Origin of the sequence: Legionella sp. 27cVA30, assembly GCF_024160945.1 — a bacterium.
Lineage (GTDB): Bacteria > Pseudomonadota > Gammaproteobacteria > Legionellales > Legionellaceae > Legionella_A > Legionella_A septentrionalis.
This window is the reverse complement of sequence record NZ_JAMYXK010000002.1, coordinates 545,853-562,925: the sequence shown is the minus strand read 5'-3', so window position 1 is coordinate 562,925 and position 17,073 is coordinate 545,853. Positions and strand designations below refer to the sequence as shown.

Below are 17,073 nucleotides of genomic sequence, written 5' to 3'. Positions count from 1 at the left end.
GGCTTATGATTCTGATTGATTTACAAGAGCATTGAATAAATTAACCAACTTGAGCTGTTCAACCCTATTTACTGTAACAGCACAAAGCTCGGGATTGCCAACTACTATTGCTAAACTTTGAGCTCTTGAAATGGCAACGTTAATTCGATGCTTATCGAAGAGAAAATCTATCCCTCTAGGTGATTCATTCGCATCGCTGGTACACATACTCAAAAATACAATGGGCGCCTCTTGCCCTTGGAATTTATCAACGCTGCCAACACGTGCCTGCTCATCAAGAGCTTGCTTGAGTTTATTAACTTGATAATTATATGGAGCAACAAACAATATATCATTCCAACTAATTTTACGAGTTTCTCCCAGCTTTTCTATAAATGTCCTGCCAATTAATTCTTGAGCTAATAGATTTATTTCACTGACTTCCTCATCTGAAGCATAGGTATTACCTTCATGCTCCACAGGAACAAAGATTATGCCAGCCTCTTTGTTTAATTTTCCTTGGTAACCATCAGGTACTTTAACAACACGCACATCATTATCAGGATGTGGCTCAAGGTTACTATCATATATAAATTTACTGATAAAGTGATTGACTGCTGAATGCATTCGATAAGTGGTACCTAAAAATACTCCCATATCATCGGCAATCGTAGGTGTTTCATGTAATAAATAATCTAAAATAGAAAGACCGCTTTCACCAGGATGTGTGCCTTGTGATGGCTGTCCTAATTGCATTTGATCACCCATAATCACTAAATTCTTAGCAGAGCGGCTCATAGCAACCAAATTAGCCACTGAAACCTGCCCTGCTTCATCTATAAATAAATAATCAAGTTGACCCACCATATCATCCCTGGCAAATCCCCATGCAGTAGTGCCTATAACGCAGGATGCCACTATATTATTAACAAGGTCACTATTTTTTAAAATAGATATATTTATTGCCTGCAAGTTAGAATCCGTATCTCTGGTACAAGCAAAAATCCCTTTAATGCTTTGCTCAAAACAATATTCTTTTGTTTTTAACAATAAATGGTTGATGGCTTTGTGACTATTACTTGCTATACCAATCTTCGCGCCAGTTTTAATAAGTTCTGCTATGATATGTTTGATCCTACCTCGAAAAACCGGACACCCACTTTATGCAACCACTCAATACCTGACAAAGCTTTTTTACTCGGTGGAAAGCCGATTGCTCTTTAATTAACGCGTATTTCGCTGGCCTTCCTTGGCGAAAAACGCTGCAGCTTTTTTTAATATTTCTCGTTCTTCTTCAAGTTCAGCAACACGGGATTTTAACCGTCGCAACTCCAAATCTTGTTCTGTCAGCTGGGGTTGGTTTGGGAAGGCTTTCTCCGGATTATTTCTATAAATCCTTCGCCAGTTATACAGATTATTTTCTGCCACTCCTAGCTCTCTCGCTACTTGTCTTAATGGCTTATTACTTTGCTCTAGAAATTCAATTGCTTTAACTTTGAACTCTTTTGTGTAGATACTTCTGACCATTGCTACTCCTTGTTGATGAGATTATATCTCTTAAACAAGGTGTACGGCTAATCGAGGAGGGATCAGTTTTGCGGTATGCGTTTTACCCGCCCCTGGTGGTCCTTGAATAGTTAAATAACTATTATCTAAATTTTTTACAGCTTGAATTATCTGTTGTAGCTTTATATTTGGTTCATGACTCGGAGCTATAGCACCACCACAATGGTTTTTAATACGTGGTTTTGATCGTCTTAAAAAATCTAAAATAGCGCACTTGCCCACTCGATCGCTGTCATAATCCGACACTAATTGATAAATGGCTTGTGGAATAGGATCTGGATTAATATATTCATCGGGAATTAAAGTAATTAAACTTGGTGGCTCTTCTCTAGCTTGTAATACAATCACCCCGTTTTCTAAATCGCTCTCTTCACTACAAAATTTCACTTTTACATTTTTGTCATTTTCGTCTTTTAATCCTAATAAATAAAAATAATCAGCTGCCCCTTTAAATTCTTGCATGGGATCAAATTGATATTCATAAGCTAAATTTTTTACTCTTGGTGTTGGCTTAAATGGCGCTCTCTCCGTTCTCTTGCAAAATGCCAAGCAGTCTAAATCATCAAATAATTCTTCCTCGCTCAAACCTAATCTATCAAATAAACGCCAGAAAAGTGGCTTTAACTCTCGGCGGTGAAATTCCAACATCCAAGCTAAATTTTCTGTTAATGCTGCATACTCTGGATCATCAGATAATCTCTGCCTTGCCTTGGTTAACAAGCGATCTCGTAATTCAATGCATTGGGTTATTTCTTCTTTTGGTTCAGGTTCTACTATTTTTGTTTTACCTAGATAAAGAATACAATTAGTTTTCTGCTGTTCTCTCAGCCAAACAACCAACTCCTGAGTGGAATTACAATCATCAATGTTATAATCACGAATATTCTTTAATATGTTAGAGGTTTCCCAAGTCTCACCTTGCTCATCACGCAAGTGCAGGTCTCGCCACTGTTCATAAAATACAACTGAATCACCACCAGTCCCAACTTCGGTTTCACGTTTATCACGGTAAAGATGCTCGACATTTTTTATAGAATACCTTGGTTCGCCCAGCAAAAGGCTGCCCTTCACGATTTTATATAGATCAACAAAAACTTCATTTCGCAATAGCTGATCAAGCTCATACTCACATATACCATAGCGCCCCATTAATTTACGACACGCAGCTATTTCATAATTGGCATAATGATAAATATGCATCATTGGATCACGTTGCCATCTTGCATAAACCCATTCAATAAACTGTTTAAAAGCCTCTTTTTCTTGCACCTCATTATGCGCCCAATAATCTTTAAAGCATCGATTACCCTTCTCATCAAAATAGGTACAACCCCACAAATATTCCAAACCACCCTCTTCTAAAGGGTATCCCTCAATATCAAAAAAAACATCGAGTGGCGAATGTGGTGGCAACAAGGCAAGTCCTGATTTTTCATTGGGTGCCGGTGCAATAATTTTATATTGCGGCCTTTCTTTTCCTATACTTTCTTTTTGTATAGTAGCCTGCGCTTTGAGACGCTCTAAAACATCAGAATTAATACCAGGTATACGATTTAGCTTTATATCAATTAGTTGCTGCATTGTTTGAATACCAGCTTTATTTAATTTTTTAATCTGGCTTTTTGTAATATTAGCAATCTGAAATAAATGATCCCTTTCAATCAAAAGCTTTTCTGCATAACTCGACCAGCAGCCCCATTCCTTTGAATCTGCGGCATCTGGTATATTTCGATAATCAAATTGTTCTTGGCTCAACAAAAAACTTTCTTTTAATGAGAGGTAATAATAGAAATAATCATCAACTTTAAATGCTTCATTTTTACCATTTCCGAGGACAATAATAATATTATCTGGTCGCCTACCTTGAATGGCTTCTAGCATTTCAGCATAACAACATAGCTGAATAATAAATTCAGGTTTTGCTGTGTGTGATAGTTTTGCATCCCAGACTTCGTAATGATAATCACCAAATTTACTTTCGCCAGGTGCCTTAACTAGAAAGTCTGCATATCCAAAGAACTGTTGATTTGCTAAATAAGCCTGGACTATAACATCTGTGCCATTCTTCATGGCTTCTAAAGTTAATTGTTGCTTTAACTCGATTGTGTTTGCCTCAATTTTTTTAATAATTAATCCTTGAGATTTGAATAACTCCTCTTGTAATTTTTCATGTTGAAAGCCTTTATTTTGAAGAACCCTCATTAACTCATCATCAGGATCTTTTTTTGGTGCTTTATCAGGAAACTCTAAAGAGAAACGATTCATCCAAGATGCAAAAGGGCTAAGCATAAACAGAGTGAGATCTGTTGGTGAGTAGCAAAATGCTTTATTTATATAATGCATATATCAATTCTTAATTTAATTTATAAGTTTTTATTACACTCATCAAAACTCGAATAAATATGCTTAGAATGCTTTAAAAATGTTATTTCACCTTTTGTTTCTCGGCTAGTCCAATAACACCCATCCATTCCAATCGTGCCTTTATTAACCATAATTTTACAAAACAGAGCGCCATAATGCATAGGGCTATCCTTAACTTGAAGAAGTTTTGGCTCATTTAGATAAACACCAGTGATGTAAAATTTACCGTTATTTTTATCTTTTATTAATTCACCGCCAATAAGATCTGAGCTAGATTCTTTTGTTAATAGGGTGACTTTAATATTGCTAAGCGTTTGTTGTATAATGAAGTAAGCCTCAATATTAGTTAGTCTCTCCCCTGTTTTTTTGTCAATCCAGCTTGATTTGAGCTTTGCTTTCCAAGTACCCGAAAGGTTTGGTATGGAAACAAACCAAGGTGTAAACCTCCCCTTATTAGTGCCAACCTAAACTAGAGTTTTCCGACTTATTTTTAATCAACTTGTAATCAAATGGTGACAAGTCTCCCAGTGATTCATGCGGTCTTTCTTCGTTATATTCCTTCATCCATTTCCCGGTTATTTCCCGAACTTCGTTGAGATCTCTGAATAGATAAAAATCCAAAATTTCATTGCGATAAGTTCGGTTAAACCGTTCAATAAATGAATTTTGAGTAGGTTTTCCGGGTTGAATAAACTCAAGAGTAACTCCGTGTTTTTCAGCCCAGTCAGCCAATACCAGAGAGATAAACTCAGGCCCGTTATCAAGCCGAAGTTTTGCCGGATATCCTCGATTGGCAGCAATGCTGTCAAGCACCCGGGTAACCCGTTGGGCAGGCAGGCTCAGCTCCACTTCAATGGCCAGTGCTTCCCGGTTGAAATCATCAACCACATTAAATGTCCTGAATCGTCTGCCGCAGGTCAATGCATCGCTCATAAAATCAGCAGACCAGGTATGGTTAACTGTAACGGGAATCGCAAGAGGCGCTGGATTGCGTGTAGGCAATCTCCGCTTTCCTTTACGGCGGATATTCAACTGCAATTCGCAGTAAACACGGTAAACCCTTTTGTGATTCCATGTAAACCCCGCCTGCCTCAGTTTGACAAACACTTTTCTGAAGCCATAGCGCGGATAGCGTTCGGTAACTTCCATCAGCTCTTTAATCACCGTCTCATCCTTATTTACTGCCGGCTGATAATAGTAACCTGTGCGACTCAGGCTTAAGGCGGCACAGCTCTGTCTAAGACTCATGCCGTATTCATTTACCAGATAATCAGCCATTTCCCTTTTCTCTGCCGGCTTTAAAGCTTTTTTTCTATCACATCCTTCAAGGCACGGTTTTCCAGCGACAAATCAGCGAACATCCGTTTCAGCTTTGCATTCTCTTCCTCAAGTTGCTTCATACGTTTAATATCTGAGGCCTCCATCCCACCATATTTAGCTTTCCAGTTGTAATAGGTGGCATCTGATATTCCATGCTCACGACAGACATCCTTTACCAGACGGCCATTCTCTACATGTTTTAAAATATTTAATATCTGATGCTCTGTAAATCGGCTGCGTTTCATCGTTTCTCCTCCTCTTGCCTATTATGCCGGAGAAACTCTAGTTTTAAATGGTGCTATTTTACGGGAGGGTTACAAAGGGTGTAGCATTTTCCATTTCCATATCCACTTATCAAAAGCACCAACAAAAAAAATCGCTAACGCAGTAACTAATGACGCCGGTTTAAAAAACGCAAAGGTGACAGGAATTACACCATCAATAAATAATAAGATTGCCCAAATTGGTGCAAGTATCCAAACTAGCGCTTGTATATGTTTTTTTTCCATAGTAATGCCTTAATTTTTCTGTATATAACTCCAAGCTGTTAGTAAAAATTCTTTCACTTGGGTTTTGTTCCACATTTGGTGCGAACCAAACAAGTATTTAATTTCGTTAATTTCAGTCCAGTCGCTTGAGTCTATTTGGTTATATAAATAGTTAATGCAATTCTCAACGTTAGTTTTATAAGAATCACCCGTGAAATATTGATCTGGAACGATGTACACCAAACATTCCATAAGGTATGATGGTATTGGTTTTGCGGTATTGTAACCCTTTTCTGCCAAGTGGTTTCTTAATCTTTTTATGGCACGTACTATGAGCTTAAATCTGTTTCCTGTACTCTTATTTTTGTTTACGCCATTACTATAATTCTGCTCAGGCCAATTATAGATAGTGCCACCGGAGTCAGGTTTTATACATGTGCCTCGTATAAAGGCATTATGGTTTTTATCATAATATAGTCGTCCTTGAATGGCAGGAACAACATCTGCATCAACCCGATAGGAATTTGCATGCACATCAAATGCCTTATCTCCCCGACTAACGCCTAACGTGCCAAATTTATTTTTTAATGCTGTTTCAAGATCGCTTTTGAATTGTTTATACGTGTAAGATGCTGTACGTAATCCAGCTAACTTATCATTCATGCCAGGAACAAGTGAATAATCAGAGAGCACTAAGGTATTAAGGCATACACAAATATCAACATCACTATCTTCTCTAACATTTGTATTATTTCTGTATGAACCCTGAGGAAAGACACTAATATCTTTAGTTGATAAAATTTGGCTACTATTAATAGCAGCCTTTATCATATGTTCCGCATTCTCCGCTTTTGTAGACTCAGTTTCGCTAGACGGCTTTGACCATTTGCGAAAAGTTTGTTCCCAATCAATGCTCATTGATTTACCTGCTTTTAAAACACCAGTAATTTTTAATTCCCATTTTTTACTTCTTTTAAGGCTCGTCCAAAGAAATGTTTAATCGCCTGATTCCGTGCCTCAGCATCTGTCATGATTATATTTTGCAATTGATTATCGCGCTGGAATAATTGGAGCGCGCTTTCAAAAAAGGCCTGAGAAAAAGCACCAAAAACCACATCTGGCGGGTTATTTTTCAGCATATCTTTCAAATTATCATCTCTTAGTATTTCTTGATTAACTTTCTCAAAACGCAAAAAGTCTTCTTTAGTAAATTCAGTGCCATGACGCTGATTGAAAGACTCAATAATTTCAGATAATGAACGCTCCTCATCTTCCGTGTAAGCATTAGCACCAAACTCTTTGATAGCAGATAGGGGTGAAGTTGTGCCAGGAGATAACGAAGCTGAACCCTGTTCTTTTTTCTCTATTCTGAATGCCTGTAAACGAATCATATCGTCTGTAATCTCAATTTCCGGCGGCACTTCTCGGTTAGGCAGTAATCTATTAAGCCATGATACATAGGAAAAAAGTTTTTCCAGCCAAGTGTCTTGCAAACTCATCACCTGCGCGACAAATGAATAAAAACGCATGTAGCTCTTCAGCAATTGTCGAAATTCTTCACGCTTTCCTTCGTCTTCTTCATATTCAAAACGTTGGACAGCGTTCTTAACCAACTTTTCTAGCGCGATTCTATCGTGGGGATCAAGCGCTCCTTTATAGAAAACTTCTGAGAAACGGTTAACTTCATCTTCGTCGATAATAGAAAAAGACTTAATGCGACCCTCCAACTCATAAACTTGATTAGGGTCAGATATCTCCTCCAGCGACGTGACTTCATAAAATGGTCGAAATGCATTTTGAATGTCTTCAATCGTATTCTGGAAATCGAGCACATATGTATTAATTTTACCTGGGGTAGTGCGATTTAGCCTTGATAGGGTTTGTACCGCTTGTAAACCATCCAGTTTTCTATCAATATACATGGCACATAACTTTGGCTGATCAAACCCGGTTTGATATTTCTCTGCCACAATCAATAATTGAAAATCTTTATCAAATTTTTCTGGCAATTGGGTTTCAGCGAAGCCATTTAATTCTGCTTCAGTGTAGGTTTCACCATCGATTTCTAGCTCACCTGAAAAAGCCACCAAGGCTTTCACACCTACATACTGCTTCTCTTCAATATACTTTTTTATACCAAAATAATATTTAAGTGCATGTTCACGACTTTGAGTGACAACCATTGCTTTAGCTTTGCCATTTATCTCTTGCATCACATGGCGACGGAAATGCTCAACAATAACCTCCACTTTCTGAGCAATTGCAGTTGGATGTAATATCGCAAATCTGGCAACACGGCGATGCGCTCTTCGTCCTTGCAATTCAGGATCATCTTCAATGGCTTTTTCCAGCTTATAGTACTGTTTGTAGGTCATGTAATTCTGCAACACATCAAGAATAAAGCCCTCTTCAATAGCTTGACGCATAGAATAAAGATGGAATGGATATGGCAAACCGTCTGATCCTTTTGTACCAAAACGCTCCAATGTGACATTACGTGGTGTAGCTGTGAAAGCGAAATAACTGATATTAGCCTGTGGCCCACGCTGGCGCTGATAATCAGCAATCATATCTTCTATATCAGACGGACTATTATTGCTTTCTTCACGTGTCAAAGTTTTTGAGAGGTTATCAGCGTGCTTACCCGACTGAGAACCATGGGCTTCATCTATCAGTACAGCAAATCGGCGCTTGCTTTGACCAGAGATTTCCTTTAGGTGCTCAGTCGAAAATTTATGGATGGTGGTAATGATAATACGCGCACCTTGCTTAATGGCTTCTTTCAACTGTCGCGAGGTGCCATCAATCTTTTTCACCACGCCCTTAGTTTGCTCAAACTGAGCCACAGTATTTTGTAGTTGGCGATCTAACACAATACGATCAGTCACAATAATGGCTGTGTTAAAAATTGGTTGGTCTTTTTCATCATGTAGAGTAATCATACGGTGAGCTGTCCAACCAATGGTATTAGATTTACCTGAACCTGCTGAATGCTGAATTAAATAGCTATGACCTGGGCCATGTTGTTTTGCATGTCTTAATAACTTCAATACAGCATCTAACTGCTGAAAGCGCGGAAATATCATGACCTCTTTACCATCTTTTACTTCCAGGTGCATAAATCGTCCAACGATATCAAGCAGAATATCTCGCGAGAGAATGGCTTTTCCTTCTGGTTGGTCAGCATAAAGATAACCAACACGAAATTGATCGGCGATATCAGGGTTTCCTGCACCACCATTATGGCCTCGGTTAAATGGCAAAAATCGAGTTTTACCGTTTGCTAATCGTGTCGTCATGGAAACATTGTCTTCGTCCATTGCGAAATGTACCAATGCGCCTTGTTTAAAGGTTAGTAATGGCTCACCTGCTGGGGAACGATCGGTACGGTATTGTTTTTCAGCATGACGGAACGTCGTACCTGTTGATTGATTTTTGCATTCGATAGTCGCCAATGGAATGCCATTAACAAACACGCCAATATCAATGCGGTTATCATGTTTACTGCTATATTTCAGCTCGTCAATCACCGAAAGAATATTGGCCTCGAAGAGCTGTAATAGTTCTTTATTAATGCCTGAAGCCGGTTTGAAGAAGCAAAGAGAGAATTTAATGCCAGGAATAAGTTTGATACCCTGGCGCAGCACATCCAGCGTTCCGCGAGATTTCAACGCTTTTTCCAATTGTTTGAAAAATTCAGTTTCGGCGCTAGCAGAATATTGCTCTTGCAACCGTTTCCATTGATCAAGCTGTGTGGATTTAATGAATTGCATCACTAAATTTTTGTCGAGTGCTGAAGCACGATCATAATCATCTGTGCTGCGATGGACATAACTTAATTTTTTAACTAGCTGATCGATCACATGATATTGCAACACATTTTCCCGAAAGATAGTGTCCTGAGAGTAAATTCGCTTACTTGTATCCGTCATACCGCATTGCCTCCTCGATATTATCGAGGTGCTTGTCGGTGCTACCTCTCTTTTTCCATGATTTGATGTCTAGCTGGCCCGTTACAGATTCGGTAATAATAGATGTTCGATAATTTATTAATTGCCCAATGCTATCCTTAATTTTTTGTATTAAGGTATCAATTTTTTGTGTTTTTATTGTCCAAATGGAAGCAAGTTTATTTTGTGTAGTCAACGGTGGAATAAGTAGTTTAAAGCCTCCTAGAGTCTCTCTATTAATTTTTGGCATCGCAACTCTCATAGACTCTATTGACGCCCAATCAGTAAATGTTCGTGAGAGAATTTGCATCAGCAGATATTCAGGTATTAGATTTTTAGCTGGAATAAGAGGATACATATCTGCACTACAAAGCCCTGAGCGTGGGGCAATACATGCCTTAGCTAAGGCTGGTCGAATTTTGCTATATAACACAGTTCCTTTAGGAAAAGTATATTTACCACTAATTGCATATTGCTCTTTGGCGGTTTCAATATGCGTTATTCTTCCGGTATTGCTTTCAATATGATTCGGCGCAATAAGAGGCATTTCTAACCAAGGCTGCTCACGGGGATCTACTTGTCCATTTGGAATTCTACATACCCATCGAAATGGTATTCTCTTCCATTCATTTTTACTTGGATTGCTAAATGTAAGATGATCTAATTCAGCTCCTTGCTTTTCTTGAAGAACCACAATTAATTTTTGCTTCTTCTCTATCAACTGATCAATGCGATCAGTTTCACGATCCAAGAAATCTGCAATTTCTTTTTGAGTTTGTTCACTTGGTAGAGCTACCGTTATACCTTTGAGCTCAGAATAGCGGGTAGTCCATAAATCAGCGACAATTCCATGACCAACACGATAAAACTCTTCCTGAAAGGCATAACTACGCATCAAATAATGCAGAAATCGTGGATATCCATGTCGAGGGGTTAAAACTATATTTATCAGAGAAACAGAGCCATTCAGATTAGATAATCCACTAGAACCGCGCCTATCTGAGCGACTGTTAATTACGAAATCCCCTTCTGCTACACGTTTCCTATTGTCGCTATCATCTGATTTAGCGACATGCTCCATCTGAGGGACAACTCCTTGTTTTGTAACAGAGAGTGGAGCAAAATCTTTATCACTAACCTTCTCTTTACGCTCTTCGAAAAGCTGACCTAATTTTTCAAGCTTCCAGGTTTCTGGGACATGGCTAATCATTATGCTCATGCCACTACCTCTTTCAACAGATTAGCAATTTCTGCTTCCAATTGTTTAAGCTCTTCATCAATCTCAGTCACAGGGCGCGGTGGGACATATTTATAGAAATAACGATTAAAATTAATTTCATACCCTACACGGCCAATCTTGCCATCGGTGGTATCCTTGTGGTTTTCATCTACCCAAGCATCTGCAACAAAAGGCTTTACTTCTCGTTCAACATATTCATGCCAATCTTCTGTAAGTGGCACTAATTCATGATCACGTAAATCAGTATCAGGTTCAGGATTACCTTTAGCGTCACAGCAAACGTCAGCAGTTTCATCTTTCTCAGAGAGCGCTGTAAGGATCGCTTTTTTCAATGGTGCAGTTAATTTGAAACTTAAATTTTTTAATGCTGTTTTAAGTGCTTTCTCAAATGCATCACGATTTTTAAATTGCTGTTTTAATATGTTGTGATTAAGTGCGGTTAATAATTCTTGTTGCTCTATTTCAGAAAGTTTTAGAAACGTATTTTCTTGTTGAAGCAATTCCAAGCGCTCTTTGCTTCCTTCAAAATTTAGCCTCAAAGGCCGCTCGATGCGTATTTCTCGATAACCAAACTCTTGCCTATCAAAAATTTTAGAAAATTCGCTCCAATCACCACCACCATTGAGCATTTCATAATAAATTTTAACAATTTCTCTACGAGCATGATCTGGAATCTCTCGACGTTTGCTACCAAGACTTTTTCGCATGGATTGCCAAAATCGTTCACTGCTTGCATCAATGAGCTGCACCTTTCCTCGACGGTTCTTATCCTTCTTATTGGTAAGCATCCAAACATAGGTTTGAATGCCGGTGTTGTAAAACAAGTCTGTAGGTAATGCGATAATCGCCTCTACCCAATCATTTTCAAGCATCCAGCGACGGATTTCACTTTCCCCAGAGCCTGCCCCACCTGTAAAAAGAGGTGAACCATTCATCACTATACCGATACGTGAGCCTACTTCATCATCTCGCATTTTTGATATCATGTGCTGCAGGAAAAGCAACTGTCCATCAGATATACGCGGTAGTCCAGCACCAAAACGACCATCCATCCCTTTTTCTTGCGCTTCCTGCTTAATAGGGTCTTGGTACTTTTTCCAATCTACTCCGTACGGAGGATTGGAAAGCATATAGTGAAATTTTTTATCCTTGTGAGCATCCTCTGTTAACGTATTACCGAAAGCAATTTGCTCTGGGTTATGACCTGTCACCAGCATGTCAGACGTGCAAATACCAAAGGATTCTGGGTTTAGTTCCTGCCCGTAGAGCTCAACACGAATTTTAGAGTTATATTCCTTCATTGCCTCTTCCATAAGTGCAAGCATACCGCCGGTTCCACAGGCAGGATCATAAACTGTACGAATGATTCCTGAACCCGCCAATGCTTCGGCATCATTAATCAATAAAAGATCCACAATCAAACGAATGACTTCACGAGGTGTGAAATGTTCCCCTGCTGTCTCATTCGAAATTTCAGAGAAACGGCGAATCAAATCTTCAAAGAGGTACCCCATCTCCATGTTGGAAACATTGTCAGGATGTAAATCTATCTGGCAGAAAAGATCGAATACTTGCCATAAAATTCCACCATCTTTTAGGCGCTTAAGCTGATCAGTAAAGAGAAATTTTTCAAGAAAAATATCGCGAACGCTGCTATTAAAACTGGTAATATAGTCTAATAAATTCTTATGTACATCGCCTGGATCTTGATTTCGTATTTTACTAAAAGTGAGATTATTGTAGTTATATACTTTCAGACCGCCACCAACAGCACCAAATAGCATCATGTCTTTAGTATGATCATCAATTCCTTCAGGTAAATTTTCGTACGCACGCACTACGGCATCTTTTGAGGGTTCTAAAATACAATCCAATCGACGCAAAACAACGAATGGCAAAATAACCTTACCATATTCTGACTGCTTGAAATCACCTCGCAGTATTTCAGCTATTGACCATGAAAATGTACTCAGATTTTGTATCTTTTTATTATTTTCATTCTTCATCTTTGATTCCAATTGAATGCATGAGTTACCTCAAAAAATTAATAAGTAAGAACAACATAAATGCGCAAGAAACAGTCAGTATTGTTACCGATGTTAACAATGTAAATCGATTTGCTTTACGCGTCTGTTGAGTCAAATCCTTTGCTTCCGTCAGTGAATTTGATATCACGTTTTTCATGACTTGAACGAATTCATTGGTGGCCTCTCTCAATATTTTGTTCATAGCTTCTTTACTACTAGCCAATGTAGCATTAAGTACTTTCTCAGCTTTGTCTTTAGCATCAACCTTCCATTGAGAGGAAATGCTCTCCATTTCCTCTTTGAATTGAGTCAGCATTTCCTGTTGTGCTTTTCGATTTTCCTCAAGCAGCCTGTCATTCATGGTTTGGAAGATAAGAACTGGATCATCTCTACCCAGAACAACACCATGCTTGCCTGCAATGTCTTGAATTGCCTCATTAATTTTCTCTGACATTAGATCACCATAGCGTTGTCAATCTGGCTGAATAGTTGATCCCGTATCAACTTTAATCGCTGCCTGGTCATAATATTTCGCTCAGGGGAATCGATTGCCTCATTAAATGTAATTTTTTGTTGAAGCATATTTGAGAGATCATGGCCGAAAGTTTCTTCCTTTAAATCAGGAATGTTGATTATTGCTGCGATTCGATCTTTGGTCTCTTTGTATACCTTCATTTGCTCAAAAGGTTTTCCTTCACTCTCAACCTTTCCCCAATAGGGATTTAGCCACACAACATAGCGAACATCTCCTGGAAATTGATTTACCAGCTGAGCAAAACCATTTATTGTGTCCAGTAACGCTTGACCACCAGTGATAACAGTATGGATGATAAGTTCATGCCCCATGTCTTTTAACAAGGTGGGTACTTGGTTGGTGATGAGATAATGCGATAAAGGCACAAAAGAACTGGCGCCATTATCAATAATCACGTCATTTTGTGTATTTGCAATTTTTTCAATTAAGGTATCAAAATGGCGCGGATTGATTTCATCGCCTTCCATAATATTCAGGCGTTCGACATTAAGTGACTTAAAGCCATGAAAGGTAGCGTTAATGGGATCGGTATCGATACAAAGTGGGGATTGTGCTTTATTAAGTTTGTACTGAGCGGTAGTTGCCGAAACAAAGGATTTACCGACACCGCCTTTGCCCTGCATCGTGATATGTATTTTTGCCATTACAAGAGTTCCTCCGGGTTGGGTATTGGATTAAAAGTAAAACCTTTGATTTCATTGGTAGTTTTACTTTTGCTTTGTTTATCATCCCTGATGTTTTCCTGCTCTGACTTAATTAACTTAAGTACGTAATGCCTAAATGCCTTGTAGCCGAATGAAATTTGTCCTTCATCAGATAAAGTTTCCCAAACAGCTTTCATCGAACAGCCCTTATCAAGGGCTTCTCGAATATCTTCTTTCAGTGCGATAAATTGAATCTTGGCATTGGTTCGCCCGTTCTTTTTTTCTGACTGATTCTGGATTACCCGTTCGGAAAGTGGCTTTTTCATTCTTCTTTGGTGTCAATTTTTATTATTGAAAAAGTCTAAATCATAATTAGGATTGGAACAAGAAAAAAGGAATATTTTAGAACTATTAAGAATTTACTAGAATATAAAAATGAGCATTTGAGCATTATAAAAGAACTTTTAGGAATAATTTGGATTATTTTAGTTCTATAGGCAAAAAAGTTCTTTAAAAATCGTTGCAAGTTCCAAAAAGTTCCTGATATGATTCTTTAAAGTGATCTGGAAAAGCAGGGCAAGATAGGTGAAGTTAGCTAACCAGTAAGCTGGCTATCAATCTTCACGAACATTATTCGCACCTTCGGTGCTCAACGGGTATCTTGCTTTTTGAGATCAAAAAGAAAACAATTAATCAGCACCTAAAGGATTGCAAACCACTTGTTAAGAGGTCAGCATCCTTATGGACGATAAAAATAAATCACCTTCCAGAAAACACGGTCGTCATCTTCGTGTTCCCGTCCTTCCCGATGAAGAAATTTCTATTAAATCCCATGCTGCCCAAGCGGGACTTTCTGTTGCGGAATATTTGCGCCGGATTGGGTTGGGCTATCAAATCCAAAGTGCCATTGATAAGGATTATATTCTCCAGTTATCCAAAATAAATGCAGACATGGGAAGGCTTGGCGGGCTGTTTAAGCTATGGCTTACCCAGGATAGACGTGTCGCACATTTTGATCACCGAAAAGTAAAAGCCTTATTGGATCGCATTCAGACAATGCAGGCTGCAATGTTTGAAGTGGTGAAAAAGTTATGATTATTCGCCATATCCCAATGAAGTCGGCAAGACTGAGCAGCTATTCAGATCTGGTAAAATACATTACTGATGAACAAAATAAACAGGAACGAGTAGGTAAAGTCAGGATATCAAACTGTAACAGTGTTGATCCTACCTGGGCTATTCATGAAGTATTGGCAACTCAGGCGAGAAACCAAAGAGCTAAAAGCGATAAAACTTACCACATGCTCATATCTTTTGCCCCAGGGGAAAATCCCTCCAACGAGGTATTGAAAGCTATAGAGGAAAGTGTCGCATCATCTATTGGATTCAAAGATCATCAAAGGATTAGCGCTATTCATCACGACACAGACAACCTTCACATTCATATTGCTATCAATAAAATTCATCCAAAAACCTTTAACATGATTGAGCCGTATAGAGCTTATAGAGCTTTTGCAGATGTGGCATCGAAACTGGAAATTGAGTATGGTCTTGAAATAACCAATCATCGAACCCGAAAAAGTCGTTCAGAGAATCTTGCCGATGATATGGAACAACATTCTGGCATTGAAAGCTTGATTAACTGGATAAAGAGAAATTGTCTGGAACAGATTAACCAGGCCAACCATTGGAATGAGGTTCATAAAATCCTATCCCTTCATGGCTTGGAAATTCATATTAAAGCTAATGGTCTGGTCTTTTGTAATGAGGCAGGACTTATAGTTAAGGCAAGCTCTGTTTCACGATGCTTTTCCAAAAAGAACCTGGAATCCAGGCTGGGTGAATTTAAGCCCTCACCATTTAGTACTGAAAGATCCAGGCAAAATATTTATCGTTATGAACCACTAAATAGGAAAGTGATCGGTTCAGAAATTTATGCGCGTTACCTACATGAAAAAGAACATGGCAAAACTCTGCTTGCCGAGAAACTCAAACATCTGCGTGAAGCTAAAGCCAGACTGATTACGAAAGCCAAGAAACGTGGTCGAACCGAACGAGCAGTTTTGAAGTTAATGAAAGCCCCGAGGACTCAAAAAAAATATCTTTACCAGCAAACCAGCAAAACCCTTTTGAAAGAAATTGAAAAAGTTCGCCAAAATTATGCCAAAGAACGAAAGCATCTTCTTGAATTACATAAAAACAAAACCTGGGCTGATTGGTTGCAGCAAAAAGCTCGGGAAGGAGACAAAGAAGCCTTAACAGCTATGCGTTATCACAATCGAAAAAATCAAAGTAATTATTCCTTATCAGCCGCGTCATCTAATTTTTCCTTAGCGGATATTAAGCAAGTTGATTCCATTACTAAAGAGGGAACAGAGATATATAAAATGGATAAGGCGGTCATCAGAAACACCGGCAAGGAAATTAAAATTTCTAAGGGCGGCTCTATTGCTACACTGAAAAAAGCCATTGAGATGGCACAGCAGAGATACGGCAACTGTATCCAGGTAAATGGCTCGCCACTTTTTAAACAGATCATTCTTCAAATAACCATCCAGCATAATATCCCGATCACCTTTGCTAATTCAGAAATGGAAGCACAGCGCCAAAAAATGGTCTTAGAACAGGAGAGACGCTATGAGCAATCAAGACGATACAGATTTAATGATGGAGGAAGAACTCCAAGAAGCAATGAAGCTGCTAGAGCAGCCATTGGAAAAAGAGGAACACTTTCCAGTACGAAGCCCAACGCTGACAGCATTAGACAAGGCCCGCCAGCCAAAAGTCAAAACAGCTTGCGAGACTTGTCCCAACTCGATATGGTTCAGCTCGCCAGAAGAAGTAAAGTGTTATTGCCGGATAATGCACATGATCAGCTGGAGCGGCAAAGACTCAAATCTGATAACTATGTGCGACGGAAAGTTTCTGGATTAAGCAGAAAGGTAGAGCACAAATAATAA

General features: G+C 38.8%; 14 protein-coding genes and 1 pseudogene. 2 read left to right on the top strand and 13 right to left on the bottom strand.

The window, feature by feature from the left end; all coding sequences use genetic code 11:
• Positions 1–3: 3 nt before the first annotated feature.
• The 13 genes and pseudogenes from NKV53_RS07900 to NKV53_RS07845 form a co-directional block, all read right to left on the bottom strand.
• Positions 4–1,029, bottom strand: coding sequence for a DEAD/DEAH box helicase (locus tag NKV53_RS07900; protein ID WP_371923183.1), 1,026 nt, complete (start codon positions 1,027–1,029; stop codon positions 4–6).
• Between the two features lie 174 nt (positions 1,030–1,203).
• On the bottom strand, positions 1,204–1,506 hold the full coding sequence (locus NKV53_RS07895) for a transposase (RefSeq protein WP_253350948.1): 303 nt from the start codon (positions 1,504–1,506) through the stop codon (positions 1,204–1,206).
• Positions 1,507–1,536: 30 nt separating this feature from the next.
• On the bottom strand, positions 1,537–3,888 hold the full coding sequence (locus tag NKV53_RS07890) for a TM0106 family RecB-like putative nuclease (protein WP_253350946.1): 2,352 nt from the start codon (positions 3,886–3,888) through the stop codon (positions 1,537–1,539).
• Between the two features lie 20 nt (positions 3,889–3,908).
• A pseudogene (locus tag NKV53_RS12030) lies at positions 3,909–4,337 on the bottom strand (hypothetical protein); the annotation flags it as partial.
• A gap of 25 nt (positions 4,338–4,362) precedes the next feature.
• A protein-coding gene (locus NKV53_RS07885; RefSeq protein WP_253350944.1) for an IS3 family transposase occupies positions 4,363–5,474 on the bottom strand; the annotation gives its coding sequence in 2 pieces (ribosomal slippage) (positions 4,363–5,222 and positions 5,222–5,474; 1,113 coding nt in all).
• Between the two features lie 69 nt (positions 5,475–5,543).
• Positions 5,544–5,738 carry a hypothetical protein gene (locus NKV53_RS07880; RefSeq protein ID WP_253350942.1) on the bottom strand — a complete coding sequence of 65 codons (195 nt, stop codon included), beginning with the start codon at positions 5,736–5,738 and terminating at the stop codon, positions 5,544–5,546.
• A 9-nt stretch (positions 5,739–5,747) separates the two neighbouring features.
• Complete coding sequence (locus tag NKV53_RS07875; RefSeq protein ID WP_253350940.1) at positions 5,748–6,635, bottom strand: nucleotidyltransferase; 888 nt, start codon at positions 6,633–6,635, stop codon at positions 5,748–5,750.
• Between the two features lie 32 nt (positions 6,636–6,667).
• Positions 6,668–9,649: a type I restriction endonuclease subunit R gene (locus NKV53_RS07870; RefSeq protein ID WP_253350937.1), complete on the bottom strand. Its 2,982-nt coding sequence runs from the start codon at positions 9,647–9,649 to the stop codon at positions 6,668–6,670.
• Positions 9,633–10,886, bottom strand: a complete 1,254-nt coding sequence (locus NKV53_RS07865; RefSeq protein WP_127032431.1) for a restriction endonuclease subunit S — start codon at positions 10,884–10,886, stop codon at positions 9,633–9,635. Before NKV53_RS07865 ends, NKV53_RS07870 begins: the two co-directional genes overlap by 17 nt.
• Entirely contained in the window at positions 10,883–12,913 is a 2,031-nt protein-coding gene (locus NKV53_RS07860) for a class I SAM-dependent DNA methyltransferase (RefSeq protein ID WP_127032430.1), read from the bottom strand. The genes NKV53_RS07865 and NKV53_RS07860 overlap by 4 nt, the downstream gene beginning before the upstream one ends.
• Before the next feature lie 25 nt (positions 12,914–12,938).
• Positions 12,939–13,388, bottom strand: coding sequence for a conjugal transfer protein TraM (locus tag NKV53_RS07855; protein ID WP_127032429.1), 450 nt, complete (start codon positions 13,386–13,388; stop codon positions 12,939–12,941).
• Positions 13,388–14,113, bottom strand: a complete 726-nt coding sequence (locus NKV53_RS07850) for an ArsA-related P-loop ATPase (protein WP_058470667.1) — start codon at positions 14,111–14,113, stop codon at positions 13,388–13,390. The genes NKV53_RS07855 and NKV53_RS07850 overlap by 1 nt, the downstream gene beginning before the upstream one ends.
• Complete coding sequence (locus tag NKV53_RS07845) at positions 14,113–14,439, bottom strand: TraK family protein (RefSeq protein WP_011945703.1); 327 nt, start codon at positions 14,437–14,439, stop codon at positions 14,113–14,115. Before NKV53_RS07845 ends, NKV53_RS07850 begins: the two co-directional genes overlap by 1 nt.
• A gap of 415 nt (positions 14,440–14,854) precedes the next feature.
• On the opposite strand from NKV53_RS07845, the gene traJ reads away from it, so the two are divergent.
• The gene (gene traJ / locus NKV53_RS07840; RefSeq protein ID WP_127032428.1) at positions 14,855–15,208 is read left to right on the top strand and encodes a conjugal transfer transcriptional regulator TraJ; all 354 of its coding nucleotides are present in this window, start codon (positions 14,855–14,857) and stop codon (positions 15,206–15,208) included.
• On the top strand, positions 15,205–17,070 hold the full coding sequence (traI, locus tag NKV53_RS07835) for a TraI/MobA(P) family conjugative relaxase (RefSeq protein ID WP_127032427.1): 1,866 nt from the start codon (positions 15,205–15,207) through the stop codon (positions 17,068–17,070). The genes traJ and traI overlap by 4 nt, the downstream gene beginning before the upstream one ends.
• The last annotated feature ends 3 nt before the right edge of the window (positions 17,071–17,073 follow it).